General features: G+C 55.7%; 29 protein-coding genes and 1 pseudogene. 20 read left to right on the top strand and 10 right to left on the bottom strand.

Annotated elements, in window-relative coordinates; translation table 11 throughout:
• Positions 1–24 precede the first annotated feature (24 nt).
• The 19 genes from leuS (at position 25) to rfbB (ending at position 19426) form a co-directional block, all read left to right on the top strand.
• Positions 25–2490, top strand: coding sequence for a leucine--tRNA ligase (leuS, locus tag HJG40_RS04370; protein WP_215863061.1), 2466 nt, complete (start codon positions 25–27; stop codon positions 2488–2490).
• Positions 2487–3005, top strand: coding sequence for an LPS-assembly lipoprotein LptE (locus HJG40_RS04365; protein WP_215863060.1), 519 nt, complete (start codon positions 2487–2489; stop codon positions 3003–3005). Before leuS ends, HJG40_RS04365 begins: the two co-directional genes overlap by 4 nt.
• 1 nt (position 3006) lies before the next feature.
• Positions 3007–4002, top strand: coding sequence for a DNA polymerase III subunit delta (holA, locus tag HJG40_RS04360; RefSeq protein WP_215863059.1), 996 nt, complete (start codon positions 3007–3009; stop codon positions 4000–4002).
• A 101-nt stretch (positions 4003–4103) separates the two neighbouring features.
• Positions 4104–5363: a glutamate-5-semialdehyde dehydrogenase gene (locus HJG40_RS04355; protein ID WP_226857129.1), complete on the top strand. Its 1260-nt coding sequence runs from the start codon at positions 4104–4106 to the stop codon at positions 5361–5363.
• Complete coding sequence (locus HJG40_RS04350; RefSeq protein ID WP_215863058.1) at positions 5332–6276, top strand: biotin--[acetyl-CoA-carboxylase] ligase; 945 nt, start codon at positions 5332–5334, stop codon at positions 6274–6276. The genes HJG40_RS04355 and HJG40_RS04350 overlap by 32 nt, the downstream gene beginning before the upstream one ends.
• Positions 6231–6995 (top strand): type III pantothenate kinase, encoded by a 765-nt coding sequence (locus HJG40_RS04345; protein WP_215863057.1) that lies wholly within the window; start codon positions 6231–6233, stop codon positions 6993–6995. Before HJG40_RS04350 ends, HJG40_RS04345 begins: the two co-directional genes overlap by 46 nt.
• A 79-nt stretch (positions 6996–7074) precedes the next feature.
• Positions 7075–7962, top strand: a complete 888-nt coding sequence (locus tag HJG40_RS04340; protein WP_215863056.1) for an NAD(+)/NADH kinase — start codon at positions 7075–7077, stop codon at positions 7960–7962.
• On the top strand, positions 7963–9642 hold the full coding sequence (gene recN / locus HJG40_RS04335; RefSeq protein ID WP_215863055.1) for a DNA repair protein RecN: 1680 nt from the start codon (positions 7963–7965) through the stop codon (positions 9640–9642).
• A gap of 154 nt (positions 9643–9796) precedes the next feature.
• The gene (locus HJG40_RS04330) at positions 9797–11308 is read left to right on the top strand and encodes a sensor histidine kinase (RefSeq protein ID WP_215863054.1); all 1512 of its coding nucleotides are present in this window, start codon (positions 9797–9799) and stop codon (positions 11306–11308) included.
• 71 nt (positions 11309–11379) lie between these two features.
• Complete coding sequence (locus HJG40_RS04325; protein ID WP_226857126.1) at positions 11380–11832, top strand: hypothetical protein; 453 nt, start codon at positions 11380–11382, stop codon at positions 11830–11832.
• Between the two features lie 13 nt (positions 11833–11845).
• Positions 11846–13222 carry a sigma-54-dependent transcriptional regulator gene (locus tag HJG40_RS04320; RefSeq protein WP_226857124.1) on the top strand — a complete coding sequence of 459 codons (1377 nt, stop codon included), beginning with the start codon at positions 11846–11848 and terminating at the stop codon, positions 13220–13222.
• A 63-nt stretch (positions 13223–13285) separates the two neighbouring features.
• Positions 13286–13975 carry a DUF502 domain-containing protein gene (locus HJG40_RS04315; protein ID WP_215863052.1) on the top strand — a complete coding sequence of 230 codons (690 nt, stop codon included), beginning with the start codon at positions 13286–13288 and terminating at the stop codon, positions 13973–13975.
• A gap of 66 nt (positions 13976–14041) precedes the next feature.
• Positions 14042–14959, top strand: a complete 918-nt coding sequence (gene galU, locus HJG40_RS04310; protein ID WP_215863051.1) for a UTP--glucose-1-phosphate uridylyltransferase GalU — start codon at positions 14042–14044, stop codon at positions 14957–14959.
• The gene (rfbA, locus tag HJG40_RS04305) at positions 14949–15833 is read left to right on the top strand and encodes a glucose-1-phosphate thymidylyltransferase RfbA (RefSeq protein WP_215863050.1); all 885 of its coding nucleotides are present in this window, start codon (positions 14949–14951) and stop codon (positions 15831–15833) included. The genes galU and rfbA overlap by 11 nt, the downstream gene beginning before the upstream one ends.
• Positions 15830–16378: a dTDP-4-dehydrorhamnose 3,5-epimerase gene (gene rfbC, locus HJG40_RS04300; RefSeq protein WP_215863049.1), complete on the top strand. Its 549-nt coding sequence runs from the start codon at positions 15830–15832 to the stop codon at positions 16376–16378. The genes rfbA and rfbC overlap by 4 nt, the downstream gene beginning before the upstream one ends.
• Before the next feature lie 63 nt (positions 16379–16441).
• Positions 16442–16780, top strand: a complete 339-nt coding sequence (locus tag HJG40_RS04295; protein ID WP_215863048.1) for a DUF3579 domain-containing protein — start codon at positions 16442–16444, stop codon at positions 16778–16780.
• Positions 16780–17286, top strand: coding sequence for a hypothetical protein (locus HJG40_RS04290; RefSeq protein WP_215863047.1), 507 nt, complete (start codon positions 16780–16782; stop codon positions 17284–17286). The genes HJG40_RS04295 and HJG40_RS04290 overlap by 1 nt, the downstream gene beginning before the upstream one ends.
• Positions 17287–17385: 99 nt before the next feature.
• Positions 17386–18276, top strand: coding sequence for a dTDP-4-dehydrorhamnose reductase (gene rfbD / locus HJG40_RS04285; protein ID WP_215863046.1), 891 nt, complete (start codon positions 17386–17388; stop codon positions 18274–18276).
• 13 nt (positions 18277–18289) lie between these two features.
• Positions 18290–19426, top strand: coding sequence for a dTDP-glucose 4,6-dehydratase (rfbB, locus tag HJG40_RS04280; protein ID WP_215863045.1), 1137 nt, complete (start codon positions 18290–18292; stop codon positions 19424–19426).
• Between the two features lie 56 nt (positions 19427–19482).
• On the opposite strand, the gene def is transcribed toward rfbB, so the two are convergent.
• The 8 genes from def to rluD are packed head-to-tail and all read right to left on the bottom strand — an operon-like array spanning position 19483 to position 25219.
• Positions 19483–19992 carry a peptide deformylase gene (def, locus tag HJG40_RS04275; protein WP_215863044.1) on the bottom strand — a complete coding sequence of 170 codons (510 nt, stop codon included), beginning with the start codon at positions 19990–19992 and terminating at the stop codon, positions 19483–19485.
• On the bottom strand, positions 19992–20513 hold the full coding sequence (locus tag HJG40_RS04270; RefSeq protein WP_010641569.1) for a glycine cleavage system transcriptional repressor: 522 nt from the start codon (positions 20511–20513) through the stop codon (positions 19992–19994). The genes def and HJG40_RS04270 overlap by 1 nt, the downstream gene beginning before the upstream one ends.
• Complete coding sequence (gene mtnB / locus HJG40_RS04265; protein WP_215863043.1) at positions 20510–21139, bottom strand: methylthioribulose 1-phosphate dehydratase; 630 nt, start codon at positions 21137–21139, stop codon at positions 20510–20512. The genes HJG40_RS04270 and mtnB overlap by 4 nt, the downstream gene beginning before the upstream one ends.
• Entirely contained in the window at positions 21129–21785 is a 657-nt protein-coding gene (locus HJG40_RS04260) for an HAD-IB family phosphatase (RefSeq protein ID WP_226857122.1), read from the bottom strand. Before HJG40_RS04260 ends, mtnB begins: the two co-directional genes overlap by 11 nt.
• Positions 21785–22957, bottom strand: a complete 1173-nt coding sequence (locus HJG40_RS04255; RefSeq protein WP_215863041.1) for a RuBisCO large subunit C-terminal-like domain-containing protein — start codon at positions 22955–22957, stop codon at positions 21785–21787. Before HJG40_RS04255 ends, HJG40_RS04260 begins: the two co-directional genes overlap by 1 nt.
• On the bottom strand, positions 22954–23505 hold the full coding sequence (locus HJG40_RS04250) for a cupin domain-containing protein (RefSeq protein WP_215863040.1): 552 nt from the start codon (positions 23503–23505) through the stop codon (positions 22954–22956). The genes HJG40_RS04255 and HJG40_RS04250 overlap by 4 nt, the downstream gene beginning before the upstream one ends.
• A 6-nt stretch (positions 23506–23511) precedes the next feature.
• Positions 23512–24270, bottom strand: a complete 759-nt coding sequence (gene pgeF, locus HJG40_RS04245; protein WP_215863039.1) for a peptidoglycan editing factor PgeF — start codon at positions 24268–24270, stop codon at positions 23512–23514.
• A complete protein-coding gene (gene rluD / locus HJG40_RS04240) occupies positions 24260–25219 on the bottom strand; it encodes a 23S rRNA pseudouridine(1911/1915/1917) synthase RluD (RefSeq protein WP_215863038.1) in 960 nt (319 codons plus the stop codon). Before rluD ends, pgeF begins: the two co-directional genes overlap by 11 nt.
• Before the next feature lie 28 nt (positions 25220–25247).
• Between rluD and HJG40_RS04235 the strand changes: the two genes are divergently transcribed.
• Positions 25248–25994: an outer membrane protein assembly factor BamD gene (locus HJG40_RS04235; protein WP_226857120.1), complete on the top strand. Its 747-nt coding sequence runs from the start codon at positions 25248–25250 to the stop codon at positions 25992–25994.
• 54 nt (positions 25995–26048) lie between these two features.
• On the opposite strand, the gene HJG40_RS04230 is transcribed toward HJG40_RS04235, so the two are convergent.
• On the bottom strand, positions 26049–26387 hold the full coding sequence (locus HJG40_RS04230) for a P-II family nitrogen regulator (RefSeq protein ID WP_215863037.1): 339 nt from the start codon (positions 26385–26387) through the stop codon (positions 26049–26051).
• A pseudogene (locus HJG40_RS04225) lies at positions 26374–26741 on the bottom strand (NAD+ synthase); the annotation flags it as partial. The gene HJG40_RS04230 and the pseudogene HJG40_RS04225, both read right to left, overlap by 14 nt.

The raw sequence follows: 26741 nt of genomic DNA, 5'->3' as shown, positions 1-26741 counted from the left end.
ATATCGGGCTGAACAACAGAATTCATGGATATTCCCGCCTATTCCCCCCAAGACCTTGAGCCGGCAGTGCAAAAACGCTGGCAAGACCAGCAGTCTTTCCGCGCACCCAGCGTGCCCGGCAAGGAAAAATTCTATGCTCTGGCCATGTTTCCGTATCCTTCGGGACAACTGCATATGGGCCATGTGCGCAATTACAGTATTGCCGACGCTATCGCACGTTATCAGCGCATGCGCGGTAAGGATGTCCTGCAACCCATGGGCTGGGATGCCTTTGGTTTGCCCGCCGAAAATGCGGCTCTCAAAAATGGTCTGGCCCCGGCCGAGTGGACCATGGACAACATTGCCCACATGCGCGGGCAGTTGCAGCGGCTGGGATTATCCTATGACTGGTCACGGGAATTAGCGACCTGCACCCCCAACTATTATCGCTGGGAACAATGGCTGTTCCTCAAGCTCTGGGAAAAGGGTCTGGTCTACCAGAAACTCAGCACCGTCAACTGGGATCCGGTTGACCAGACGGTGTTGGCCAATGAACAGGTGGTGGATGGTTGCGGCTGGCGCTCCGGTGCCCCCGTCGAGCGGCGCGAAATTGTTCAGTATTTTTTGCGCATTACCGCCTACGCCGAAGAATTGCTGGAGGGTCTGGACACCCTGAATGAAGGCTGGCCGGAACAGGTGCTGACCATGCAGCGCAACTGGATCGGGCGCTCTGAGGGGGCGGAAATTCAATTTCCCCTGGCTCGCGGAGAAGGCGTCATCAAGGTCTTCACGACGCGCCCCGACACCCTGATGGGCGCCACTTATCTGGCCGTAGCGCCAGAGCATCCGCTGGCCCTGCAGGCGGCAGAGCAGAATCCGGCTCTGGCTGAATTTCTGGAGCGTTGCCGGCATGGTTCGGTTTCCGAAGCCAGCATTGAAACCCAGGAAAAAGAAGGACATCCTCTCGGCCTGTTCGTCAAACATCCATTGACCGGCGCTGAACTGCCGGTCTGGACGGCCAACTTTGTGCTGATGGGTTATGGAGAAGGGGCAGTGATGAGTGTGCCCGCCCATGACCAGCGTGACTTCGAGTTTGCCCACAAATACAAGCTGCCCATCCAGATTGTTATTGCGGCAGAATCTGCGCCGGTTGAAGCAGCAGCCATGACCGAAGCCTACACGGGTGCCGGGACTTTGGTGCATTCGGGAGACTTCAACGGTCTGGACAGTGTGCAGGCAAAAACCCGCATCACCCAGGCTGTTGCCGAACGGGGTCTGGGCCAGAAAACCATCAATTACCGGTTGCGCGATTGGGGGATTTCCCGTCAGCGTTACTGGGGTACGCCCATCCCCATGATTCATTGTGAACATTGTGGCGTGGTGCCGGTTCCTGAGCAGGACTTGCCGGTCGTGCTCCCCACCCATTATCAACTCAAGGACCCCCGCTCTCCCCTGCTGGATGATCCGGAGTTTCTGAATGTGCCCTGTCCGCGCTGTGCGGCTCCGTCGCGGCGCGAAACCGATACCATGGATACTTTTGTGGAAAGTTCCTGGTACTACGCCCGTTTCGCCTGTCCTGATGCCGATACCATGCTGGATGCGCGTGCCGCCGAGTGGTTACCGGTGGATCAATATGTGGGCGGGGTGGAACATGCCGTACTGCATCTTCTCTATGCCCGTTTTTTCAATCGCCTGCTGCGGGATGTGGGGTTGTTACCTGCAGATGCTGTTCACGATGAACCCTTCAAGCAGTTGCTCACTCAGGGCATGGTGCTGAAAGACGGCAGCAAAATGAGTAAATCCAAGGGGAACACGGTTGATCCTCAAGGACTCATTGATCGCTATGGTGCGGATACTGCCCGTCTTTTCATTTTGTTTGCAGCACCACCCGAACAACATCTGGAGTGGTCTGATGCGGCTGTCGAAGGGGCGCATCGCTTTCTGAGCCGCATCTGGCGTCTGGTCCATGAATATGGGGCAGAGAATCTGATGGTACCGGCAGAATTGTCTGACGAGGCGAAAGATCTGCGTCGTGCTGTTCATCAGTGCATTGAACGCGTCAGCCGCAATATGGAAGGTCGTTATCATTTTAATGTGGCCATTGCTGCCATCATGGAACTGAGTAACAGCCTTATGAAAGTCGGTGCTGATGCGCCCACAGACTTGCGTGCCGTGCTGGGCGAGGGATTGCGTGCCATTGTGCTGATGCTCTCGCCTTTTGCCCCGCACATGACCGAAATACTTTGGGAAGTGTTAGGCCAGAAAAGCAATATCATCCATACCCCCTGGCCCAGCGCCGACCCCGAGGCACTCAAGTCGGACACGCTGACCCTGGTCATCCAGGTTAACGGGAAATTGCGGGAACGCATGGATTTTCCGGTCGCAGCGGACAATAACGCCATCGAAAAGGCAGTGCTGGCCAGCCCCGCCATGCAACGTCATCTGGAAGGTAAAACCGTGCGCAAAGTCATTGTCGTGCCGGGCCGCCTGGTTAATCTGGTGCTGGGATGAAAGCATTGCGCCAGCGTGGCATTTACGGGTTGATGAGCCTGCTTTTGCTCGCGCTGGCAGGTTGTGGGTTTCATTTGCAGACCGGATCAACCGTTCCGGCCAAGTTGCAGGGGATGCGTGTCTCTGGCAGCGGTCCCAGCGGCGGTGCTCTGGCTGCAGCCGTTCACCGTGAATTGCAGCGCGACGGTAATTACAGCCGTGCGGATGGTCCTCTCCTGCAAATTGATAATGCCTATGTCTCGCAAAGAATTATCAGCATCAGCCCCAGTAGCGGCGTGGCTCTGGAATTTCTGGACACCCTCCATGCGCAATTCAGCGTCATGGATCATCAGAAAAAAATCATTCTTCCCGCCCAGCCGCTGCTGGTGGAAAACAGTTTCAGTTATAACAGCGGGAACCCTCTGGCTACCAATGAGCAACAAATTCGCATGGAAAGATTGCTGATGGAGCAAGGTGCCCGGCAGATTCTCCGGCGGGTTCTGAACAGTCCGGTCGTCCGTCAGTCCGGCGGCTGAGATGCGACTCAAGCCGGGACAGTGGTCAGGACACCTGCAGGGTAAGCTGGCGTCCGTCTACGGTTTGTTCTCTGATGAACCGCTGCTTTTGCAAGAGGCTGAAGAAGCACTCTGCAAGGTTGCTGCAGAACAGGGTTTTGCCCAACGACAACGACTGAATCATTCCGCTGCCCCTTGGGATGCGCTGCGCGATGAGCGGGATGCTGGCTCGCTTTTCGCTGAACAACGCCTGCTCCTCCTGCGTCTGGACAGCATCAAACTCCCCAAGGAAGGCGTCAGCGCCCTGCAGTACTGGCTGACTTCACCACCCCCCGATGCTCTGCTCGTCTTCAGCGGCCCGCGCCCCGATGCCAGCGTCCAGAAAACGCAATGGTTCAAAGCCCTGGAAAGTCACGGCCAGACCATGTTGTTGTATCGCCCCGAAGGCGCAGACTGGATCCGCTGGATAGAACAGCGCCTCAAGCTGCAAAAAATGTCGGCAGATCAAGAGGCCATCCAGTTGCTGGCGGATCTGAGTGCGGGCAATCTTGGGGCCTGTCATCAGGCTATTTTACGCCTGCAGCAGATTTATCCGGGGCAGGCGGTGGATGTTGCCGCTATTCGTAACGTACTGGCCGACAGCAGTCAGTTCAATATTTATGATCTGGCGGATGCGACGCTGCGCGCTGAACCGACGCAAATTCTGCGCATTATTGATCGTCTGCGCAGTGGGGATGGTGAACCGGCCCTTTGTCTCTGGGCACTCCACAAGGATTTGCGGATACTGGCGGAATTACGCGCCGCCCATGTGGACGTTGATCAGGTTTTTCGCCAGAACCGGGTATTCCCTCCCCGCCAAAACTGGTTCCGCACGGCGGCACGGCGTTTGCCGGGTCATAGCCTGCTGGCGGGTATCCGTGAATGCCTTGAAATTGATGCCCGCATCAAGGGTCAGGACCCCACTCCGGTCTGGCCCGCCCTGACCGATTTATGCCTGCGAATTGCCGGATCGGCTTGAGAACGGCACAATAGAGCCAATATCCGCGCGAATGAATCCCCATACACCGAAGGTTCTTCGCTGAACTCATGCCAGCCTGGCTGACACGAAAAAGGAGACTGATGATGGATTTGCACCAGGAAATGGAAAAAATTGGCGAACGGGCCCGCAGCGCCCAACGACGCTTGCAAAGCGCCGATAGCGCCGCCAAGGACCAAGCTTTGCGCCTGATGGCAGAATTTTTGCGGCGTGATGCCGATAATCTGCAGCGCGCCAATCGCAAAGATCTGCGCAGCGCCGAAGAGGCGGGCAAGGATGCCGCCTTTATTGACCGTTTGCGACTGGATGAGACGCGCATTGAGGCGATGGCCCAGGGCCTCGAAGAAATTGCCGCACTTCCCGATCCTGTCGGTGAAATCACGGATTTGCGTTATCGCCCCAGCGGCATTCAGGTTGGTCACATGCGGGCGCCGCTGGGTGTGATTGCCATGATTTACGAGTCACGCCCCAACGTCACGGCTGATGCCGCCGGTCTCTGTGTCAAGTCGGGCAATGCGGTCATTTTGCGCGGTGGCTCGGAATCCCTGCACAGCAACATGGCTATTGCCGAACGCTTGCGGGCAGCTTTGGGTAAGTCGGTATTACCTCTGGATCTGGTGCAATACGTCAACACGGCAGACCGGGAAGCCGTCGGCGTGCTGATCAGTATGGATGCTCATGTGGATGTGGTCATTCCGCGCGGCGGCAAGGGGCTGATTTCCCGCATCAAGGCCGATGCCACAGTACCGGTGATTATGCATCTGGACGGCAACTGCCATGTTTACGTGGATGCCGATGCCGATGCCCGCAAAGCACTGAAAGTGGTGGTCAACGCCAAAACCCAAAGACTGGGCACCTGCAACACCGCCGAAAGCCTGTTGATCCACAAGGATCGAATGGAAGATTTGCTGCTTCCTATTGTCACGGCGCTGCAGGAAAAAGGCATCGAAGTCCGGGCCTGCGAACGGAGCTTGCCACGCCTTGCAGGTGCCGTGGCAGCTACGGAAGAAGATTATGGCACGGAGTATCTGGCGCCCATCATTTCCCTCAAAATTGTCGACGATCTCGACGCGGCTATTGCGCACATCAATCGCTATGGGTCCCAGCACACCGAATCCATTCTGACCGAAAATTATACCCACGCCCGCCGCTTTTTGCGTGAAGTCGACGCCAGCTCGGTGATGGTCAATGCCTCCACCCGCTTCGCAGATGGGTTTGAATATGGTCTGGGGGCGGAAATTGGCATCTCCACCAATCGTCTGCATGTTCGCGGTCCAGTTGGTCTGGAAGGGCTAACCTTGCAAAAATGGATTGTATTGGGAGACGGCCATATCCGCCCCTGAAGCACCCACAGCGGCACTGCAAAAACTGCTGGACGTTCTGGTTCATGCTGAGTGCTTTAACGATGCGGGAGAGGCCACTACCCTGCTTCAGGAAGCAGAGCAGTGGGGAATTCCCCTGCGCCAGACTGCCGAGGGTCTGCAGCTCGATTATCCTCACCCGCCCCTTTCCCGCCCGGAAATTGCCGCTGCTGCCAACATTCCGGAAGCACAAATCCGGATACTGTCGGCCTGTGCTTCGACCAACAGCGAAATGCTGGGCAGCGAAGCCAACCCCGGCGTTTGTCTGGCAGAAAGTCAGTGGGCCGGACGCGGGCGTCATGCGCGGCACTGGTCTTCACCCTTTGGTCGGCATCTGGCCATGAGTTATGGCTGGACGCAAGCGGCCAGCATTAACCCTGCCCTGACACTGGTGGCTGGTTTGGGAGTTTTTCAGGTACTGCAAAAAAGTATCGGCGGATTGTGGATCAAGTGGCCCAATGACATTTGGGTGGCCGGGCAAAAACTAGGGGGATTGCTGCTTGAAGCACGCCGCATGCCCTCCGGGCAAAACCGCCTGGTACTTGGCCTGGGACTGAATGTACACGACGATCCTACCCTGCCGGACACTGCCACGAGCTTGGCACAACACCAGATCAAGCTCTCCCGCAGCCATCTGGCCGGACAAATCATTCGCCGCTGGCAGACGGATTTCGCCCGCTTTGATCGCGACGGCTTGGAACCCTTTTTGCCGCTCTGGAATGAAGCGGCAGCGCCCATGATGCGCCAGGTTGTGCAGATCAGCGATGTGCGGGGACACTATTCGGCAGCAGTGCTGGGCATTGGCGGGGATGGTCGCCTGCAGGTACAGGAGCCGGACAAAGACCCGGTATGGTTAAGTGCTGGCGACGTCAGTCTGCGGCCATTGGCATCATGATATTCATCGCCGTTGGCAATACCCGAACCCTGCTGGCGCAGAGCAACGATGGTCTGCATTTTCAGAGCATCAGCGCCGCAACCGCCTTGCATCCTGCGCATATTTTACAGCAGTGGGAACAGCTACGCCCTCATGAGGAGGAAGAGACTTTTGCGCTGGGAGGGGTCGTGCCGGAAGCGTTGCAAACCTGGCGGGAATTATTGCCCAAAGCACGTCTTAGCGAACCGGATCTGGCGGTGTTCAACCAACGCGTCCCCAACGCCTATGTTCCCGGTGAAACGCTAGGGTTTGATCGACGCTGCTGCCTGCTTGCTGCGGCTCAGGATTACCCCGCCCAAAGCAGCATCATCATTGACATGGGTACGGCCATTACCATTGACCTGTTTGCCGATGGCCGTTTTCAGGGGGGCAGAATTCTTCCGGGAATCACCATGAGCCTTCATGCCCTGTTTCTCGGTACGGCACTCCTCCCCGACATGGATTTGCCCGTACCCGCCGCCGCCCTTGGTAACAGTACGGGTGCAGCCATCCAGTCCGGCGTGTTCCATTTATTTGCCGACGCCTTGCAGGGTGCCATTACTCATTTTCAGCAGATGTTTCCCGATGCCCAGGTGCTACTGACCGGTGGTGATGCGGCGCTCTGGCAGGCGCAAGTCCCCAACAGCCAGCATGTTCCCGATCTTCTGCTACGCGGTTTTTATGGGTGGCTGCAGGCGTAATTATCGCCCTGAACTCCCCCACCCCGAAAACCGGCATTTTCCTCTTGGCGTTTGTAACGCCCCCATGTAGGCTACTCCCATGACCAAGCCCTTCCAGCGCGTCCTGCTCGTCAGCAAATACCGTGATCCTTCGGTACTACCGGGGTTGCGCCTGTTGCGTGATTTCATTCAATCCCAGGGGCGGGAAGTTTTTATCGAAACCCAATGTTCTGGCGAGATCGATGATACCCTCGGCCTGAAACAGATGGCTTTCAGTGAAGCCCGTGCGGAAACAGATCTGGTTATTGCCATTGGCGGCGACGGCACCCTGTTGGGCACGGCCCGAAATACGGCCAGTAATGGCATTGCCATTCTCGGCATTAATCAGGGGCGGCTGGGCTTCCTGGCGGATCTTTCCATTGACCAAATAGAAAGCGCCCTGCCACCCATTTTGCAGGGTCATTATCAGCAAGATCAACGCCGGGTCCTGAATGCTGAGTTATGGCGCGACAATCAACAAATACACAGCGGTCTGGCGATCAATGAAGTCTTTATTCATAAAGGCGGCGGCGAGAGCATGATTGAACTGAGCGTCCATATGGATGGCCGCTTTGTTTATACCCAGCGCGCTGATGGGGTCATCATTGCCACTCCAACAGGTTCGACCGCCTACGCCTTGTCAGCGGGTGGCCCCATTTTGTCTCCCAGCCTTGCCGCCCTGCTGCTGGTACCCATCTGCCCGCACACCCTCACCGCCCGGCCGCTGGTCGTCGCCGATACCGTGGCCATCCGTGCCCGCCTGACCGCCAGTCGTCAGCCTGCCGCCCTCAGCCTGGACAGTCACTGCAGCGTTCCTCTGGCTGTTGGCGATGAAATTCACATCCGCCGTGCCCCCTGCTCGGCACGTTTTATTCATCCAGAAGAGAAAAACTTCTTTCAGATACTGCGGGAAAAACTGCATTGGGCCGAATCACCAGGAGAAGATTAAATGCTGCTCAGCCTGCAGGTTCGCAATTTTGCCCTGATTGACAGCGTCAGCATTGATTTTGATGCGGGTTTGACTGTACTCACCGGAGAAACCGGTGCGGGCAAATCCATTCTGGTGGATGCCATCGCCCTGCTCCTCGGAGATAAGGGCCATGCGGACAGTATCCGCCATGGTGCAGAGCAGGCCGAAATCAGTGCTGAATATGCGCTTGCCCCCGAACATGCCGCCCGCCAATGGTTGCGCGATCAGGATATGGATGCAGATGAACCGGTGTGTGTACTGCGCAGGGTCCTCCAGCGCAATGGCCGTAGCCGGGCTTTTATCAATGGTTGCACCGTCACCCTCACCCAGCTGCGGGAGTTTGGTGAGTATCTGATTGAGCTGCTGGGACAACATGAACATCAAAAGTTGCTCCACGCCGACCGTCAACTGGCCCTGCTGGACCGTTTTGCCGGGTTGGAAACCAGGTTGGATCAGGTGGCTGAAGAGCATCGACTATGGCGGGAACAGACGCTGCGCTGCCAGCAATTACGAGCGGAGCAAACCCGTCAGAATGAACAGGCCGATTGGCAGCGCTTTCAGCTGCAGGAGCTGGAAGCCGCACAGTTGCAGGAAGAAGAATGGGAAAGCCTGCGCAGCGAGGAACAGCGTCTCGGCGCGGTCGAGAAATTGCGCGAACACCTCCAGGCTGCGCTGGAAGGCCTGGAAGGTGAATCGCATCCAGCCAACCGCGCCCTGGCCGAGGCCCAGCGTCATCTCAGCGTAGCTTCTCAGCATGATGCCCGTCTGCAGGAAAATGAGGCCTTGCTCAATGCCGCTCTCATTCAGGTCGAAGAAAGCATTTCCAATGTGCATAGCTATCTGGCTGATCTGGAAGCCGACCCCGAACGTCTGGAAGAAATTGCCCGACGCTTGCAACAGTTGCAGGATCTTCAACGCAAATATCATTGTGACTTGCCGGGGTTAATCGCCAAACGCGATACCCTGCGGCAGGAACTGCAGGGAACAGAAAACCTGGAAAGCTCGTTGCTTGCCGCTGAGCAGGCTTTACTCAAAGCCAAAACGACCTATATTCAGCACAGTCAGGCTCTCACCATCGCCCGGCAAGCCCGACAGCAAGCCTTGGCGGACGCGGTTGCCGAACAAATCCGTCAGCTGGGCATGCCCCATGCTCAGGTTGAATTACGTTTATCCAGTCACCCGGAAGAAGAAAAATTCTGGCGTGACTCCGGCTGGGATCAGACAGAAATCTGGATTACCGCCAACCCCGGCCATCCGGCACAGGCCCTGGCCAAGGTGGCTTCCGGCGGAGAACTCTCCCGTATCAGTCTGGCCTTACAGGTCATTCTGGCGGCACCCGAGCGCATTGACACCCTGATTTTTGACGAAGTGGATGTGGGTATTGGTGGGGCCGTTGCCGAACGCGTAGGACGTCTGCTCCGCCGCCTTGGCACCCATCAGCAGGTGCTTTGTGTTACCCATCTTGCCCAAGTGGCAGCGCAGGGTCACCATCACCTGCACATTGAAAAACAGGTGAAGGATGGGCAAACCCTCAGCGCCATAAGCCCCCTTCAAACTGCACAACGTCAGCAGGAAATTGCCCGCATGCTCGGCGGCATTGATCTCAACACGGCTGTATTCGAGGCAGCGGCCACGCTTCTGGCCAATGTGGACGCATAATCCTAAAAACGACAGTTGCCGTGGATGCTTTGCAGCGACTTTGGCCCGATCTGCTGTAGCCGATAATCTACACTAGGCCGCTGGACGTCAGTCGCATACACTGGTTTCCGGCAATGCGCTGCCCATGTTCTGGGCAATTGGCATGGAGAAGTAGATGGCTACGGACTTTATGGAAGAACAGAACACCGGACAAAAGATGAGGGACCTCCCGGCTAAAGATCATCATGGCGCCATTTCGATTCCCCGTAGCGTCCTGTTTTTTGCCATTATCATCCTGTTTCTGGTCGCGGGAGTCGTGTTTGCGGCTATTCAGGCGATTCATACCCTGGGCGACAGCAGCAATACGCTGATTGAAATTGGCTTGCCACTGCAAAAGCAATTACTGGAAATTCATGGACAACAACGTCAGGCCGAATTTTATCAGGATCTGGCGCAGGTCCTGCCCCAGTCTGGTTATGAAACCACCTTTACCCACCTGATTCATCACGAACAAACGTCTTTACAGACACTACAGACCGGCGCAACAGCCTATCCCCAACTTGCCAACGCGCTCCAGCAACTACAAGTGAGTCTGACCCATTATTTGCAGTCTGCAGAAGCAGCAACCCCGAATTCAGGGCAAACGGCTGTACTCGACGGCAAATCCAACCGGATGTCTGTAGAAGCGCGTTTTCATGATGTTCATCAGGCTATGCAGTCCTTGCTTCTCCGTCAGGGAGAAGCGGCAGCGGCAGCGCGTTCACAGGCCGTGCAACTGCTTTATGCACTGGTGGTTATTACGGCGCTGCTCAGCCTGTTGATACCCTGGCGGGTTGCCACGGCCTTGACCCGACCATTAAAGGACTTCCGTCTGGCCCTGGAAGATATCGGGGCGGGTAAAGTCGCCCATGTTGCCAGCGATGGACCCCAGGAATTGCGCGATCTGGCCCGCAGCATCGACAGCATGCAGGCCCGCCTGCGGGAAGAAGAGCGCCTGCGCCACCAATTTCTCAGCCAGGTCTCTCACGAACTGAAAACACCTCTAGCCTCAGCCCGTTCCGGCAGTGAATTACTGCTCAGCGAGCGCATTGGCCCGCTTCTGCCAAGGCAACGCGAAGTCCTCGAAATTGTCGTCCGTCAGGTCAAGGAATTATATGCGGCCATTCAGGAAATGCTCGACATGCATGCCTTACAGGCGCAATCCCTGGATTTTTCACCCCAAACTGTCAAGGTATCCGAGATCCTGGAAGACCTGCAAAACCGCATGCAGCCATTAACGGAAAAAAAGCAGCAAACTCTGCTTTGTGAGAGTAATGCGCCGCTGGAAGTGTACGCCGACCCGCAGCGCTTGCGGCAAATTCTCAGCAACTTGGTCAGCAACGCCAACAAATACAGCTCTGCCGGCGGACAAATCCACGTGCAGGCTATTGCCGAACAGCAGGGCGTTCTGTTCCGGGTAGAAGATGAAGGCCCGGGCATTCCTGAAGCTTTGCTGGAACGGGTATTTGAACGATTCTATCAGGTTCCGGTCAGTAACAGTTTACCACGAGGTACCGGATTGGGATTAGCTATCACCCGCGAACTGGTAGCCGCTCAAGACGGCTGGATACGCATTCAAAACCGTCCACAGGGAGGGCTCAGCGCAGAAATCTGGCTTCCCTCTTCTCCTCAGAAGGCAGCCCATTGATGCACCGATTATTGCTTGTGATCCGCTCACTCGGCACCTTCACTCTCCTATGGCTACTGGGAGCCTGTGCAATGATTCACCCGGCCGTACCGAGCCAGCCCAAGGCGGTACCTCTGCCGCTCTCGAAAACGCCCCGACCTGATCTACTCAAAGCACTGCATCATTGCGGGTCCGCTGAATCTGCAAGTTGCGCTCATATTCATCTAGCCCTGGCGAACAGCTACTTAAGCAGTGGCCCTCTTAATAAAACCGCCCTGGATAACGCTGCCCGGGAGCTCGGCATGGCGGCACAAAACCCGGATCTGGCCAGCCAGACCCTGCCCTTGCGGCGCAGCGTCAATGCCCTGCTGGAAAATATTACTCTTCTTAAACAAGAAAAAGTCCGCATTCAGCAAAGCCAAGCACAGGCCATCGCGGCACAAAATGCTGCAGGTGCCGCACAAGCACGGCTTCAACGTCTGGAATCTCTGCTCCACCAGCATGCAGAAAAAACCCTGGAAGCGCACGGCGCGCCCTTACCCTGAGATGCGTAAAATCATGCCCACTATTCTCATTATTGATGATGATCCGGATTTCTTAAGGCTGCTGGGTTTGTGGCTGGAAAGTGAAGATTACCGGGTACTGAGCAGCAACAATCCGCTGCAAGGGCTGGAACTACTGGACCAGGAAAGTGTGGATTTGCTGATCACCGATTTACGCATGCCCATCATGGACGGGATGGCGGTTCTTGAAGCTGCTCAGGCTCGTGATCCCGATTTGCCGGTTATTTTGCTGACCGCCCATGGCACCATTCCTAACGCTGTAGAAGCCATGCGTGCCCAGGCTTTTGGTTATCTCAGCAAACCGTTCAGTAATGACGAATTACAAACCTTATGCACAGCGGCACTGGCACAACGCCTCGCTGGCCGTGAGCTCAGCAAGTTAAGGGCTGACCTACGCGCTCAGGCCGGGCAAAGCATCCTCCATCGCAGTCCGGTCATGGCCAGTCTGGTCAACGAAATTACCCGCATAGCCACTTCCCAGGCCAGTGTTTTTCTTTCTGGAGAAAGTGGCTCGGGCAAAGAACGTGTCGCCAGAGCTATCCACGAAGCCAGCGCCCGTAGTGACCAGCCTTTTGTCGCCGTCAACTGCGGTGCGATTCCCTCCGAACTGGCCGAAAGTGAACTATTTGGCCACGTTAAAGGGGCTTTTACCGGAGCCACTCAAGACCATATCGGGCTCATTCGCAGCGCTGATCAGGGCACTTTGTTCCTGGACGAAATTGGAGACCTCCCTCTGGCCTTGCAGGTCAAACTGCTGCGGGTATTACAGGAAGGCACGTTACGCCCGGTCGGCGCAAAAACGGAAATATCCGTGGATTTACGCGTCATCAGCGCCACCCATCAGGATATTCATGCGCTGACTGCCAGCGGCGCCTTTCGGGAAGATTTATATTATCGCCTGCACGTCATTCCCCTACGGGTTCCCAGCCTCAGTGAACGCCCCGAAGACATCTTGCTGCTTGCCCAATATTTTCTGGATCGGGAAAGCCAGCGCCTCGAACGCAATATTCCAGGTTTCAGCCCCGAAGCCATGGATAAGCTGATGCAGCGACCGTGGCCCGGAAATGTTCGAGAGCTGGAAAACGCCATCACCTTTGCCGCCGCCGTCACCGAAAAAGGCTGGGTCTCGGGAGAGGCCATTCCCGATGCTGGCCGTCAGGGTGGATCCCGTGCCTTTCCGCCTTTACAGGATGCCAAAACAGCCTTTGAACGCGTGTATCTTGAAAATCTGCTGCGTGCCACGGACGGCAATATTTCCCGGGCTGCTCGCATTGCTGGCCGCCATCGCACCGATCTTTACAAGCTCATGCGCAAACATGGCCTGGCCCCGCAACTATTCAAGAACCAGGAGGAACGCGATGATGCCCCGTAATCATCCACCACTTCCTGGCATTTTTTGTTATGCTGGTGCGGTTTTTACTAAAACGGGGTCCCAATGACACTGCCAGTACCCGTTCAACCGCCTTCACGTTTTCAGCATCTGCATTTGCGCCGCTGGTTCGCCCAGGGCCTGCTCATCTCTCTACCCATCGGCCTGACCATTTATGTGGTGTTATGGATTGGCGGCTGGCTCAACAACTTGTTTGAAGCGCCAATCAAGGCAATTTTCGGAATAGACATTCCTGGTCTGGGGCTGGTCCTGACCTTGCTGACCATTCTGGGCGTTGGTTTTCTGGCTTCCCATGTTCTGACCGCATGGATTTTTGACTGGATGAACAAGGCGCTGGCGCGAATCCCGGTTCTGCACAGTCTTTACAGCACCATTCAGGAAACGGTGGGATTACTGTTTGGTGGCGCAGACCGGGGCTTTCGCAGTGCGGTACTGGTCCGGCAAGGGGGAGATATGGGCTACATCATCGGGCTAGTCACCCGTGACTCCCTGCACGAACTACCGCACCTTCCTGAAGACTGTGTGGCTGTTTTTATACCCATGAGCTATGGCGTAGGCGGCTTCACCTGTCTGATTCCTAAAGATAAAATAATCCCACTTCCAGACATGACACCCCAGCAGGCTTTACGTTTTGCCATGGCTGGTGGTGTCGGTGGCGGAAAAATGCTTCGGGAAAAACCGGAACCCGGCATCCAGCAGGAAGCTTCTGAATCCGATGCCGATTCTTCCTCATGAAGCCAAACACTTTGCGAGAGACGGGTTGTGTTCGTTATACTCGCCGCATACCAAAGGAGAACATGTATGGCTGAAGTACGTAAAGCAGTTTTCCCTGTGGCGGGTCTGGGTACCCGATTTTTACCGGCCACCAAAGCCAGCGCCAAGGAAATGATGCCGGTCGTGGACAAACCCCTGATCCAATACGCCGTAGAAGAAGCCATTGCGGCGGGCTGTGATCAGTTGATTTTCATCAGTGGCCGAGGGAAACGGGCCATTGAAGATCACTTTGACGTCTCCTACGAACTGGAAAACGAACTGGAAAAGCGTGGCAAAAAAGCCTTGTTGGAACAGGTACAAAGCATTTTACCCAGCCATGTGAGTACCATTTTTCTGCGTCAGCCTTACCCTCTGGGGCTGGGTCACGCTGTACTGATGGCCAAACCGGTTATCGGTGATGAACCGTTTGCAGTGCTGCTAGCCGATGATCTGATGCTCGGCGAGCCACCCGTATTGGCGCAAATGGTCGAGCAGCACCATCGCTATCAGGCCGGCATTCTTGGCGTGGAAGAAATCCCCCGCGAACACTCTACCCGTTATGGGGTGGTAGACGCCCGCCCGTGGGACGAACGTATTTTTCAGGTCAGCGGTATCGTCGAAAAACCCCAGCCGGAAAAAGCACCGTCCAATCTGGGGGTAGTCGGTCGATACATTCTGCCCGCCCGACTTTTCCATTTTCTGGAAAATACCCAGAGTGGCGCAGGAGGTGAAATCCAGTTGACGGACGCCATTGCGCACCTGCTCAGCGAACGTCAGGTGCTGGCCTATCGTTTTGCCGGTCAGCGCTTTGATTGTGGCGATAAACTGGGCTATCTCAAGGCCACCATTGCCTTCGGCAAATTACATCCCGAAGTGGGCGCCGATTTTACAGAGTTTATGAATGGCCTGTGCCAGAGTCACAGCCAGAGTAAAACTGAAAATTCTGAGACCGTTAATGAAGCGTAAAGGTATTCTCCTCGCCGGGGGTTCGGGTACCCGTCTATATCCGCTGACCCAGGCAGTTAGCAAGCAGCTGATGCCGGTATATGACAAGCCTTTGATTTATTATCCTCTCGCCACGCTGATGTTGGCTGGAATCCGCGAAATCCAGATTATTTCCACCCCCAACGATCTTCCACGTTTTCAGCAGCTTCTGGGCGATGGTCGGCAGTGGGGGATGGATTTTTGCTATGCCGAACAAGCGCGTCCTGACGGCCTTGCGCAAGCCTTGCTGATTGCCGAAAATTTTCTGGCGGGTAGCCCTTCGGCACTGGTGCTTGGCGACAATGTTTTTTATGGACATGATCTCAGCGAATCTCTGCAGCAAACCAACCAGGCCGATAACGGGGCAACGATTTTTGCTTACCACGTTGCCAATCCCAAGGCTTATGGCGTGGTAGAGTTTGACCGTCAGGGAATTGCTATTGGTCTGGAAGAAAAACCTGCCAAACCACGATCCTCTTTTGCAGTCACCGGCCTGTATTTTTATGATGCAGATGGGAGTCGTCTGGCCCGGGAAATCCGTCCTTCACCACGTGGCGAACTGGAAATCACCGATCTGAATCGTTTATACCTCGAACAAAAACGCCTGCATGTAGAAGTGCTGGGACGCGGCACGGCCTGGCTGGATACCGGCACCCACGCCGATCTGCTCAGTGCCGGACAATTCATTCGCACTCTGGAAGAACGTCAGGGCCTGAAAGTTGCCTGCCCTGAAGAAATAGCTTACCGCATGGGTTATATTGATGCAGATGCACTCACAGAACTTGCCGCCCCACTGAAAAAAAGTGGTTATGGGGAATATCTGCTGCGCATCATTGAAGAAGGGTCACCGTTTTGATCATTGAAAAATTGCGTATTCCCGAAGTGCTGCTCATTACCCCCACAGTATTTGGCGACACCCGGGGATTTTTCATGGAAAGCTGGAATCAACGCCAGTTTAGTGATGCTGGTCTGAATCTGTCATTTGTGCAGGATAACCACAGCCGTTCGCAACAGGGCGTGCTGCGTGGCCTGCATTATCAGATTCATCAGCCCCAGGGAAAGCTGGTACGCGTTGTTTCAGGTGCTGTTTTTGATGTGGCCGTAGATTTGCGCCGATCTTCCGCCACCTTAGGTCAATGGGTCGGGGCCACACTCTCTGAAGAAAATCAGCAGATGCTCTGGGTACCGCCCGGCTTTGCGCATGGCTTTTACGTACTGAGCAACAGCGCCGACTTTCTCTATAAAACGACTGAATTTTACGCCCCGGAAGCCGAGCGTTGTATTGTCTGGAATGATCCGGATATCGGCATAGACTGGCCCCTCCTCACGAATTCGAAACCCCAGCTGGCCAGCAAGGATGCGGCCGGATGCTCTTTCGCACAGGCGGAAACCTATTCGTGAACCCTTCATTCTCCATGCGAAGAGCGTTATTATCGCCCCCTTTCCTGAGGAGCAGCGGTATCCATGATCATCATTGATGGCGTAACCGAAAGCGGGGGCAAATTTCGTCCCTCAGCCTGGGCTGAAATGCTCATAGAAGGGGTGGGGCTCGCCCATTTCGGTGCTGACCATAAAATTCATTACTTACCATTGATTGAGCCCGCCAACATTAATGGCAATGCGGCCATCATCATGGATGAAAGTCTGGAGCAACTCCGCCCCGAAGCCTTTGCGGAAATCATGCGCTTTGCCGCCGAAAATCGCTTGCAGGTCCGACATGAAGAGGGCGCGATAGCCGATCGGCAACAGGGCAAAAATTCCGGGCATCGCCGGGCCCGCCCCGCCCAGCGGCGGCCTTCCTGATGGCAAGTCGTCCTGACAAATCCAGTCGGCTGCGTTTTGCCTGGGCGCTCGGCGCGGTCATCGTCATTTATGGCATACTGACCATTATTCTCAGTGTTCATGTCATTGATCAGCAAAGTGGTGCGCGCACCGATTTGTATGTGGCATTAGAGACCCTGGACCAGATGCATCATGAAGCCATGGCATCAGCCAGCACGCCCACAGAAAGCAAAGCCATTGCCGATGCCTGGCACAATAAACGGGCTTTTGCGGCCAGGTCTCCACAGCAAGCGCAGCAGATAGCTGATCAGCTTATTGTCAGTCTGAATCAGGAATATCCGCACAATACCTGCGGGCAAAAAGGATCCTCTTTCGTAGCGGCCTCTGCTCTGCCTCAAAAGCATGCCTGCATGGTGGCGGTGGGTACCCAAAATAATCAGGTCGAAGTGACGGGCTATGATACCCAGGGCATTGCCATGGACAACTTCTATGAATTTCTTTACGCCCCAACCGGGCGTTCTGACTAAATTTTCCGAGGAAAATTATATGGATGCTAACAGGCCCCTTGGTATGCGCCTTTGCCTGACTCCTTACATGAGCCTGCTGCAAGGAAGCAGGAGCCAGGCATGACCACCGCCGGAGACAGAATCAAACGCGTCCTGCTGTTTGGTGCGAATGGGCAGTTAGGATGGGAACTCCAACGTCACCATCCTGAGTCTGTTAAACTACGCGCCTTGTCCCGCGCCCAGGCAGATATTGCCATTCAGGAACAGGTGGAACAGGCTGCCGAGAGTTTTCAGCCTGACCTCATCATCAATGCCGCCGCTTATACTGCCGTTGATCTTGCCGAGTCGGAATCGGAAACAGCCTATGCCATCAATCGGGATGGCGCTGCTTATTGTGCAGAGGCTGCCCGAAAACATTCTGCCCGGCTCATTCATGTTTCCACGGATTTTGTATTTGACGGGAGTCAGGCGACCCCTTATCAGCCGGACAGTGACCGTCATCCACTTGGCGTATATGGTGCCAGCAAGGCTGCCGGCGAGGTAGAGATTGTCCGTATTCTGCAGGAAAAAGCGCTCATTTTGCGGACAGCCTGGGTGTATAGCACCCACGGTAAAAATTTTGTCAAAACCATGCTGCGGCTGATGTCAGAACGGGACTCTCTGGGGGTGGTTGGTGACCAGATTGGCAGTCCTACCTGGGCAGCAGGTTTGGCGGCTGCCATCTGGCGGGCCTGCGAACAACCTGCATTCAACGGCATTCAGCATTGGACGGATGCCGGAGTGGCCTCCTGGTACGATTTTGCGGTGGCGATTCAGGAAGAAGCTCTGGCTTTGGGTCTGCTCCAGCAGAGCATCCCCATCCGGATGATTCCCGCCAGCGACTACCCAACCCCGGCCCGCCGCCCCGCCTGCGCGGTACTGGATAAAAGTAGCAGCTATGCCTCGTTAGGTGCGGCTCCACATTGGCGTCAGGCACTGCGGCAAATGCTCACCGATACCGATTCTGATTAGACAAGGAAACCCCATGACCGCAACCTCTTCTGCATCGCCCGCTGAAAAACGCCTGCTGGTCACCGGTGCCGCCGGTTTTATTGGCAGCAATTTTTGTCACTACTGGCTAAAGAATCATCCTCATGGAATTCTGGTCGCTTACGATGTCCTAAGCTATGCCGGCAACCACCACAATCTTGACGGACTGGAAACGCATCCCGGCTTTCACTTTGTTCAGGGTGACATTAATGATGCGGCATTGCTTGAAAGCAGCCTGCGTGCCCATGACATCAATATCATTGTGCACTTTGCTGCGGAAAGCCACGTCGATCGCTCCATTCATGATCCTGATGCTTTTATCCAGACCAATATCGTCGGCACCCATACGCTCCTCAAAGTGGCGAAATCTCTCTGGCTGGATGGTCCGGCAGGCCCTGTTCCCCATCGTTTTCATCATATTTCCACCGATGAAGTTTACGGCACCCTCGGGCCTAAAGACCCTGCCTTTCGCGAAGACACGCCTTATGCGCCCAATTCTCCCTATGCTGCCAGCAAGGCGGGCTCCGACCATCTGGTCCGCGCCTATCAGCACACTTACGGATTAAGCACCACGACCAGCAACTGCTCCAATAATTACGGGCCTTATCATTTTCCAGAAAAACTTATCCCCCTCATCATCGTCAATATTCTTCACAATAAAGCCCTGCCCATTTATGGTGATGGTCAGCAGATTCGTGACTGGCTCTATGTGGAGGATCACTGCCGGGGGATCGCCGCTATTCTTGATGAGGGCCGGGAAGGCGAAAGCTACAATATTGGTGGTTGTAACGAATGGGCCAACATCGACATTGTACAACTGGTCTGCCGGAAGATGGATGCATTATTCGCCAGCAATCCTCGCTGGGCCGGACAATACCCTCAGGCCGCCCCGGCGCTGGGACGCCACAGCGAGGAACTGATTCAGTATGTTCGTGACCGCCCCGGACATGATCGCCGCTATGCCATTGATGCGGACAAAATCACCCGCGAATTGGCTTTTGAACCAGCGGTAGATTTCCCCACCGGCATTCAGCGCACTATCCTCTGGTATCTGGAGCATCCGCAATGGTGGCAACAGGTCATGGATGGCAGTTATCGTCACTGGCTGGATACCCAGTACGGAGCCGACTAAGGTCGGCTTATGCAGATCGACGCATAACCCCAGAATCACCATAACCAGGATGCTGGCTATTTGGATTTCTGGTAGTTTTTGCGGCGGAACAGATCGGTTTTTCGGGATACCAAACGGTCCAGAAACAGAAAGCCGTCGAGATGGTCCATTTCATGCTGCACCGCTCGTGCCTCAAAGCCTTCACATTCATAACTGCGCTCGCGTCCCAACACGTCCTGAGCCTGCACCTGAATGCGCTCGGCGCGGATGACATTGCCGGTAAAATCCGGGACCGACATGCAGCCCTCGCGGCCCACAGCCATGCCTTCCCAGGCCATCAGTTCGGGGTTGATGAGCACCATCAGACCATGACAATCATCCCCCAGTTTGGGACGTACATCGACAATGACAATACGCTGATGGCGGTCCACCTGAGGGGCAGCAATACCGACACCGCCCGGACCCGCGTACATGGTTTCGGTCAAATCCCCGACAAATTTTTGCAGTTCATCGTCAAAAACCTGGACAGCTTCGGCCTTGCGCTGCAGACGCGCATCGGGATAGGTGAGGATGGACAGTACTGTCATCAGAATACGGCCGCTTCAATGGGGTGGACACCCACTTCTACCCCTTCTTTTTCGCGCAGGGGCAAAACCGCCTTGCGCACGCTTTCAATGCCATCGGGGGCATAACCCTGAATGACCATGACGTACAGTGGCCGCTCGGCGCTTCCGGAGCTTTCGCTTTCCAGATCAATCACATTAAAACCGATGGCAGCCAGGGCTCCGGTCACTCCGGCCACAATACCCGGATGATCGGCTCCATAAACTGTGACCCGGGTGTTGGGAAGATCTGCCGCGACCGCAACACTGGAAATAGGATCCAGGTGTACCCGTAAATTCAGGCGCTTGATGGCAGGATCCAGGGCCATTTCCACGGAGCCCAGGTCCCTGCTGTAGTCAATGACCTGCATGATGGTGAAATAACCGCCTAAACGCATCATGGAAGCGTCACCAATGGAGCAGTCCGCCGTAAACAGCGCCTGGGTGACTGCGGCGACAATACCGGGGCGATCTTCGCCGATGACGGTGAGAAGCGCTTGACTCATGCCTGAACTCCTATAGCGAGGGCTTTAGCCTGTACGAGATAACGAAAACAGTATTCCAGCAATTCCAGGTGATGGCGTGCAGACAACAAATCACTGCCCCAGGCAGTGACGCCATGCTGATGAATCAGCGCACCGGGCACCGGAGGAATGGCTTGCGTAAAAGCAGTATCCATATCTTTGGCAATGCGGGCAACGTCCTGATGATTGGCAAAAACCGGCAGATCTGTTTCAGGTTCCGCATCGGGAACCCCCAGTCCCTTGAGCATCTCGAGAGGTGGCAGACGGAGTTGCCCGTTTCTGGCGAAATGCCCGCAGAGATTGGCCTCAATGGAATGCACATGAAAAACCACCCGGGCTTCAGGAATATGTTGATAAATCACCTGATGGATGGCAGTTTCTGCCGAGGGTTTACGTCCGCTGGCAGCAAGCAGCACTTCTCCCTGGAGGTTTACAGAAACAAAATCTTCTGTGTCCAGCAAATCCTTGGGACGGCCGCTGGCGGTTATCCAGAAAGTATCTTCAGCCATGCGCGCCGATAAATTACCGGCTGTTCCCAGCATCCAGCCTCTTTCGTAAAAGCTTCGGGCAGCCAGTGCCAGCTCCTGTCGCAAATCTTCATGATGCATCGGCACCCTCCTTCCACCAACCACGTGCAGCCAGTGCGGCATTGACGTCATCCAGCGTTTCAAAGGGAATAAAAGCCTTGCCTTCTTCCTGCAGATATTGCGCCAGCCGATCACGGGCACAAACCAGAGGGCAGTCGCGCGCCACCCGCAGATCAGTGATGGAATCGCCAATGCAGAGCGCCGTTGCAGGCTGATAATGGGCAAGCACCTGACGCTTGGCTACCAGTTCATGGGCATCCTGCCAGGGCGAAAAAACCCGCAAGGTCGGGCCGGAGCAATCCGCTTCCAGCCCGTGAATCGCATGAATATCGGCGCGATAAGGTTCCAGGACGATTTCTGCCATACGGGTAAAGCCACCCGTTACCACAATAAAAGGCACAGCCGCCTGGCGAGCAGAAGCCAGTAAACGCTCCAAACCGGGACGCAAGGCCGTACCCCGGACAAAATCTTCCATTTCCGGCCAGCGTTGGGAAGCAATGCCTTCCAGGATCCGGGGTAATCCTTCCCGCAAGCTGAAGCGTTGCGCATAAATTTCCGGAAGAACCTGTGCGGCAGCCTCCGGGGCGAAATGCCGCATTAAGGCGACAAAAATTTCTTGCTCCGTGATGGTTCCATCAAAATCACAGAAAATAGCTTTGGACAGCATCAGGCAGCCCCCCATTTTTCCACAGCCGCGCGCAAAGGTCCGGCGGGCAGATCAGACAGCTTCAGGGAAGCGCCCTCCTGCCAGCGTTCCAGCCCTTCATGAAAGGCCAGCACGCCGTTGGCGGGTCCCATGGGATGATCCATAATTCCGGTACCGGCGTTGAGAATAACCTCGGGGCCGTAATCTTCCAGAATGGCACCCAACATACCGGGGTGCACCCCCGCCGAGGGAACTGGCGCCACACCCCGCGCCCGTAAGGCCGCAACAATGGCCTGCTCGTCCGCCTCCGGAAAAGGCAAGCTGCCATAATGGGCCGGATAAAGAACCGCATCCGCGCCAGCATAGGACATTGCCGTCCCCAGTATGGCCGCATAGGCAAAACCATAATCGGGTGCGGCGCACCAGGCTCCAGCCAGAGCCGGATGCGCAAAAATCGGGACATTCACTTCCGGATCCGCCGCCAGGGCTTCCAGCATGGGGAATCCATAGGCAAGCACATTCAGAAGCAAGGCGTTGGCCCCCCGGGCAACCAGTTGCCGGGCCAGTTCCTGAACCTGCCGGGCATCGCCGGAAAGATTCATGGCGTAAAGTAAATCCCGCCCGGTGCGATCGCGACGCGCCGCAATAATGGGTGCACAGGCTTCCCAGCGGGCCAGCGTCGCTGCTGAGGGCAGGTCCGGCAGAATTTCATCATCTTTGATGATATCCAGACCAGCCATCGCCACTTCCGCCAGAATTTCGGCATGATCCTCAGCACTAAGCCCCAGAGCGGGCTTGAAAATGGCCATAATCAGCGGGCGTTCCGCTACGTTCAGTTTTTTGCGGATTCCCGCCAGACCAAAGCGACAGGATTGCCCATACTCGGCGGGTAAGCGTATGGCCATGACCTTGGCCGGACCCGCCAAAGAATATTTCCCGAATATCATGGTCAGCAGGCTACCCATGCGTCCATCCACATTTTCGGCGGGAAAACGGATGGTCGCCAGGTGTCGTCCCTCGGGTAAGTCATGCAATGCCCGCACTTCGGCAAGATGCCCCCGAAGCTGTTCTTCCCGATGCTGAAAGCGCGCGTCCCAACTTCCTGCAGTCTGACCGATGGCAATGGCCTGAGCCTGCCGCTGCGCATCAACCCCGGCAGAAAACTGGTAATCCACCTCGATGTAGTCACTCATAAATCGTGAAAACTCTGCAAGGGACGGTCCGTATAATGAGGAGTCCATCCGCCTTGGGCACTGAAGTAACGGACCGCCTTGATCCGCTGGAGTTGATTGAGGCGGAACCAGTGCTCCACATCAGCCGGGACATGAATATAATCGCCCGCCATCACGGTCAGCTCGACCTGCTGCGCATCGGGCAGCACAAAGCCAAAAACCCCTTCGCCATCGACGATGTAACGCACCTCTTCATCATCATGGGTGTGAATCCGATGAAAGCGGGCGTTGAGTGCCTCCAGCTGGGGGTGACCGGGATAAAGCACGACCAGATCCCGGTCCTGATACCCTTTTTCGGATTGTAAGCGCCGAAATACCGCATCCAGAGTCTCCAGCAATTTTTCCTGATCGTCGCCACTGAGTTCTGCCTGGGCCAACAGGGAGCGGCTGCTGTCTGTTGCGGGAACAGGGAGTTTTTCCAGAAGCACACCCAGCGGAGCCAACAGCCCGGCAATGATATCAGGGTCCGTAACCAGCGCCGGATCACCGGCTCTGCGTAAAGTCGCCATGATGACTTATTCCCTCCAGATCAAAGATGCCATTCGTCCGGTCACTGCATCCCGCCGGTACGAAAAAAATTCGGTATCACTGAAAGTACACAGGCCTCCACCATAAATGGTCGTGACCCCAACCCGGTGCAGGCGCTGCCGGGCAAGCTGATAAATATCCGCCAGCCAGCGATCCCCTACCCCTGCACGAAAGGCGCTGACAGCCTGCGGATCTTCCGCAACAAAAGCTGCCCTTAACTCCGGACCCACTTCAAAAGCCTCGGGCCCAATGGCTGGACCCAAGTATATCAGAACTTCCTTGCCGGACACTCCCAGAGCCGCCACTCCTTTTTCGAGAATGCCAGCCAGTAGACCCCGCCAGCCGGCGTGAAAGGCTCCCAGATGCTGGCCGTCACGACTGCAAGCCAACACCGGCAGACAATCTGCAGTCAACACCGCCAACACTTGCCCCGCAAGATGGGTCACCGCCCCATCGGCTTCAGGAAGCGAAGAGAGGTCTTGAGCAGCTGGAATCTGCAACAATTCCGTTCCATGTATCTGGCGCAGCCATTGTGGTTCTTGAGGTAATTTCAGCAAGGCACGAAGTTGTTCGCGGTTTTTGGCTACGGCTTGGCCCACATCACCGACATGATCACCCAAATTGAAGGAATGATAAGGACCTTCACTGCAACCCCCGTTGCGCCGGGTAATCGCACTATGTACTCCGGCTGGCAGCGGCCAGTCGGGAGTTAGAATAGATGGAATAGATGGTGCCTCAGTGGGCACGGCGGGCCTGCCGCAACAAATCCAGCAGTTTTTCCATTTCCTCCGGAAGCGGGCTTTCCCAGCTCATCAACTCTTCCGTTTCCGGATGGTACAACTTCAGACGCCAGGCATGCAGAGCCTGACGGCGAAACTGCTGCCAGTAAGCCAAGCCCTCAGCATCCAGACCCTGGGGTACGCTCATGCGCCCCCCATATACCGGGTCCCCGACCAGCGGGTGACCAATATGGGTCATGTGCACCCGAATCTGATGGGTGCGCCCTGTCGCCAGACGCAAACGCAGATAGCTGTGGCGCGGAAAGCGCTCCACCAGACGAAAATCGGTTTGCGCCGGACGCCCGTCGGCACGCACCGTCATCCGCAGCCGATCATGGGCATGGCGGCCAATGGGTTCATCCACCCGCCCACCACCAGTCATCGGGCCGTTCACCAGGGCCAGATATTCCCGGTGCATGGTATGGTCACCCAACTGGTCTATCAGCGACTGCCGCGCCATTTCGGTTTTGGCCACTACCAGCAAACCGGTGGTATCCTTGTCGAGACGATGGACAATACCACCCCGGGGCAAATAGGCGTTATCCGGTAGATGCGCCAGCACCCCGTTCACCAAGGTACCATCTGCATGACCGGCACCGGGATGGATCAGCTGTCCGGCCGGTTTGTGGACGACCAGAATATGCGCATCTTCATACATAATATGCAGAGGAATATCCTGGGCCAGCCAGACACTGGGTTCGCTTTCCGGCCAGTCAATGTCTACCGCTTCGCCTCCCTGAATACGCAGGCTGGGTTTTTCGACGGCGCCGTTCACCCGAATATGGCCGTCTTTCAACAGGGTCTGGATCCGGCTGCGGCTGATGTCCGGTAGCAGGGCACTCAAAACCGCATCCAGTCGTTCACCGGCTTGATCCACTGGCAAAATCATGGGAAGTCCCGTAGTATCGTCGCTCATGGCTCGCCACTATAGACTATTGTCCTTCATGCGCAAACGCTTACTTATTTCGTTTTGTTGTACTGCCATTCTGGCTGGCTGTGCCAGCACGCCCCACAAAGGTGATCAGGCTGCAGAAACCCACGCTTCGGCTGCACAAATGTATCAGCCCGCCAAGCAAGCCATGGAACGCGGAGATTACACCTCGGCCATTCGTCATTATGAAGAACTGGAAACCCGCTATCCCTACGGTCCCTATGCAGAACAGGCGCAACTGGATACTGCATACAGTTACTACAAGAGTGGCGATTCCGAAGCCGCTGCAGCAGCAGCCGAACGCTTTATCAAACTGCATCCGGCTAATCCTCATGTGGATTATGCCTGGTATTTGAAAGGCATTGCCTACTATGAAGGCATCCAGGGCGCCGAATGGAATCCCAAACCTGCCGAAGAAGCCTTTAGCACTCTACAAACTCTGGCCACACGCTGGCCCCATAGTCCCTATGCTGTCGATGCCCGTCTGCGCATGGCCAAAATCATCGACATTCTCGGCAAGCGCAACCTGGATATCTGCAAGTTCTATTATGTGCGCCACGCTTATGTTGCGGCAGCCAATCGCTGTGACAATGTGGTCACCCGCTATCAGCTCAGCCCTTCAAGGGAACAAGCCCTGTACTATCTGGTCCGCTCCTACCGACACCTTAATCTCCAGAATCAGGCGGAAACCGTAAGCAAGGTGCTCGCCTACAACTACCCCAAAAGCAAATATCTGGGCGATCTGGGCATAGCCAACTGAGCCGAAACCAATTGAGATTTGAGGGTGCAGCTGGCTGCACCCCCGTGAACAGGATCAGACCGCCTCGACACCCTCTTCGCCAGTCCGAATACGAATAATTCTTTCCACAGCAGTCACAAAAATTTTACCATCGCCAATTTTGCCGGTACGCGCAGACTGTTCGATAGCTTCAATGGCGCGATCCGCCATGTCGTCGCCGACGACCACTTCCAGCTTGAGCTTGGGCAGAAAATCCACCACATATTCCGCCCCCCGGTAGAGTTCAGTATGCCCTTTTTGCCGCCCGAAACCCTTCACTTCCGTTACGGTCATTCCGGCCAGACCAATTTCCTGCAATGCCTCGCGCACGTCATCCAGCTTGAAGGGCTTGATGATCGCCTCAATTTTTTTCATGGTGTTGCTCCTCGTTCAGGTTATGATGGCCACTCCAGGAAGCGTAGCCGTTGGTAATAGGATAGCGCCGATCTTTTCCAAATGCGCGGGTGCTAATGCGCACACCGGGAGCCGCCTGCCTTCTTTTATACTCGGCACGGTCAATTAACTTCAATACCCGCTGCACCGTGTCAGCTGCAAAGCCAGAGGCAATCAGTTCGGCTGCAGACCGGTCATTTTCTACATAGGCCGCAATGATGGCATCCAGCACCTCATAGGCGGGCAAACTATCCTGATCGCGTTGATCAGGTGCCAGCTCCGCCGAGGGTGGCCGACTCAAAACCCGCTCGGGGATGACCACAGCAGGATGATTAC

Origin of the sequence: Acidithiobacillus concretivorus (assembly GCF_018853445.1) — a bacterium.
GTDB classification, from domain to species: Bacteria; Pseudomonadota; Gammaproteobacteria; order Acidithiobacillales; family Acidithiobacillaceae; genus Acidithiobacillus; species Acidithiobacillus concretivorus.
Note: the sequence above shows the minus strand (reverse complement) of the source record. Positions and strands in the feature narration are given on the sequence as shown.

Coding starts and splice junctions, on each gene's coding strand:
- leuS (WP_215863061.1), top strand. CDS start 25: ATGGATATTCCCGCCTATTCCCCCCAAGACCTTGAGCCGGCAGTGCAA.
- HJG40_RS04365 (WP_215863060.1), top strand. CDS start 2,487: ATGAAAGCATTGCGCCAGCGTGGCATTTACGGGTTGATGAGCCTGCTT.
- holA (WP_215863059.1), top strand. CDS start 3,007: ATGCGACTCAAGCCGGGACAGTGGTCAGGACACCTGCAGGGTAAGCTG.
- HJG40_RS04355 (WP_226857129.1), top strand. CDS start 4,104: ATGATGGATTTGCACCAGGAAATGGAAAAAATTGGCGAACGGGCCCGC.
- HJG40_RS04345 (WP_215863057.1), top strand. CDS start 6,231: ATGGTTAAGTGCTGGCGACGTCAGTCTGCGGCCATTGGCATCATGATA.
- HJG40_RS04340 (WP_215863056.1), top strand. CDS start 7,075: ATGACCAAGCCCTTCCAGCGCGTCCTGCTCGTCAGCAAATACCGTGAT.
- recN (WP_215863055.1), top strand. CDS start 7,963: ATGCTGCTCAGCCTGCAGGTTCGCAATTTTGCCCTGATTGACAGCGTC.
- HJG40_RS04330 (WP_215863054.1), top strand. CDS start 9,797: ATGGCTACGGACTTTATGGAAGAACAGAACACCGGACAAAAGATGAGG.
- HJG40_RS04325 (WP_226857126.1), top strand. CDS start 11,380: ATGATTCACCCGGCCGTACCGAGCCAGCCCAAGGCGGTACCTCTGCCG.
- HJG40_RS04320 (WP_226857124.1), top strand. CDS start 11,846: ATGCCCACTATTCTCATTATTGATGATGATCCGGATTTCTTAAGGCTG.
- HJG40_RS04315 (WP_215863052.1), top strand. CDS start 13,286: ATGACACTGCCAGTACCCGTTCAACCGCCTTCACGTTTTCAGCATCTG.
- galU (WP_215863051.1), top strand. CDS start 14,042: ATGGCTGAAGTACGTAAAGCAGTTTTCCCTGTGGCGGGTCTGGGTACC.
- rfbA (WP_215863050.1), top strand. CDS start 14,949: ATGAAGCGTAAAGGTATTCTCCTCGCCGGGGGTTCGGGTACCCGTCTA.
- HJG40_RS04295 (WP_215863048.1), top strand. CDS start 16,442: ATGATCATCATTGATGGCGTAACCGAAAGCGGGGGCAAATTTCGTCCC.
- HJG40_RS04290 (WP_215863047.1), top strand. CDS start 16,780: ATGGCAAGTCGTCCTGACAAATCCAGTCGGCTGCGTTTTGCCTGGGCG.
- rfbD (WP_215863046.1), top strand. CDS start 17,386: ATGACCACCGCCGGAGACAGAATCAAACGCGTCCTGCTGTTTGGTGCG.
- rfbB (WP_215863045.1), top strand. CDS start 18,290: ATGACCGCAACCTCTTCTGCATCGCCCGCTGAAAAACGCCTGCTGGTC.
- def (WP_215863044.1), bottom strand. CDS start 19,992: ATGACAGTACTGTCCATCCTCACCTATCCCGATGCGCGTCTGCAGCGC.
- HJG40_RS04270 (WP_010641569.1), bottom strand. CDS start 20,513: ATGAGTCAAGCGCTTCTCACCGTCATCGGCGAAGATCGCCCCGGTATT.
- mtnB (WP_215863043.1), bottom strand. CDS start 21,139: ATGCATCATGAAGATTTGCGACAGGAGCTGGCACTGGCTGCCCGAAGC.
- HJG40_RS04260 (WP_226857122.1), bottom strand. CDS start 21,785: ATGCTGTCCAAAGCTATTTTCTGTGATTTTGATGGAACCATCACGGAG.
- HJG40_RS04255 (WP_215863041.1), bottom strand. CDS start 22,957: ATGAGTGACTACATCGAGGTGGATTACCAGTTTTCTGCCGGGGTTGAT.
- HJG40_RS04250 (WP_215863040.1), bottom strand. CDS start 23,505: ATGGCGACTTTACGCAGAGCCGGTGATCCGGCGCTGGTTACGGACCCT.
- rluD (WP_215863038.1), bottom strand. CDS start 25,219: ATGAGCGACGATACTACGGGACTTCCCATGATTTTGCCAGTGGATCAA.
- HJG40_RS04235 (WP_226857120.1), top strand. CDS start 25,248: ATGCGCAAACGCTTACTTATTTCGTTTTGTTGTACTGCCATTCTGGCT.
- HJG40_RS04230 (WP_215863037.1), bottom strand. CDS start 26,387: ATGAAAAAAATTGAGGCGATCATCAAGCCCTTCAAGCTGGATGACGTG.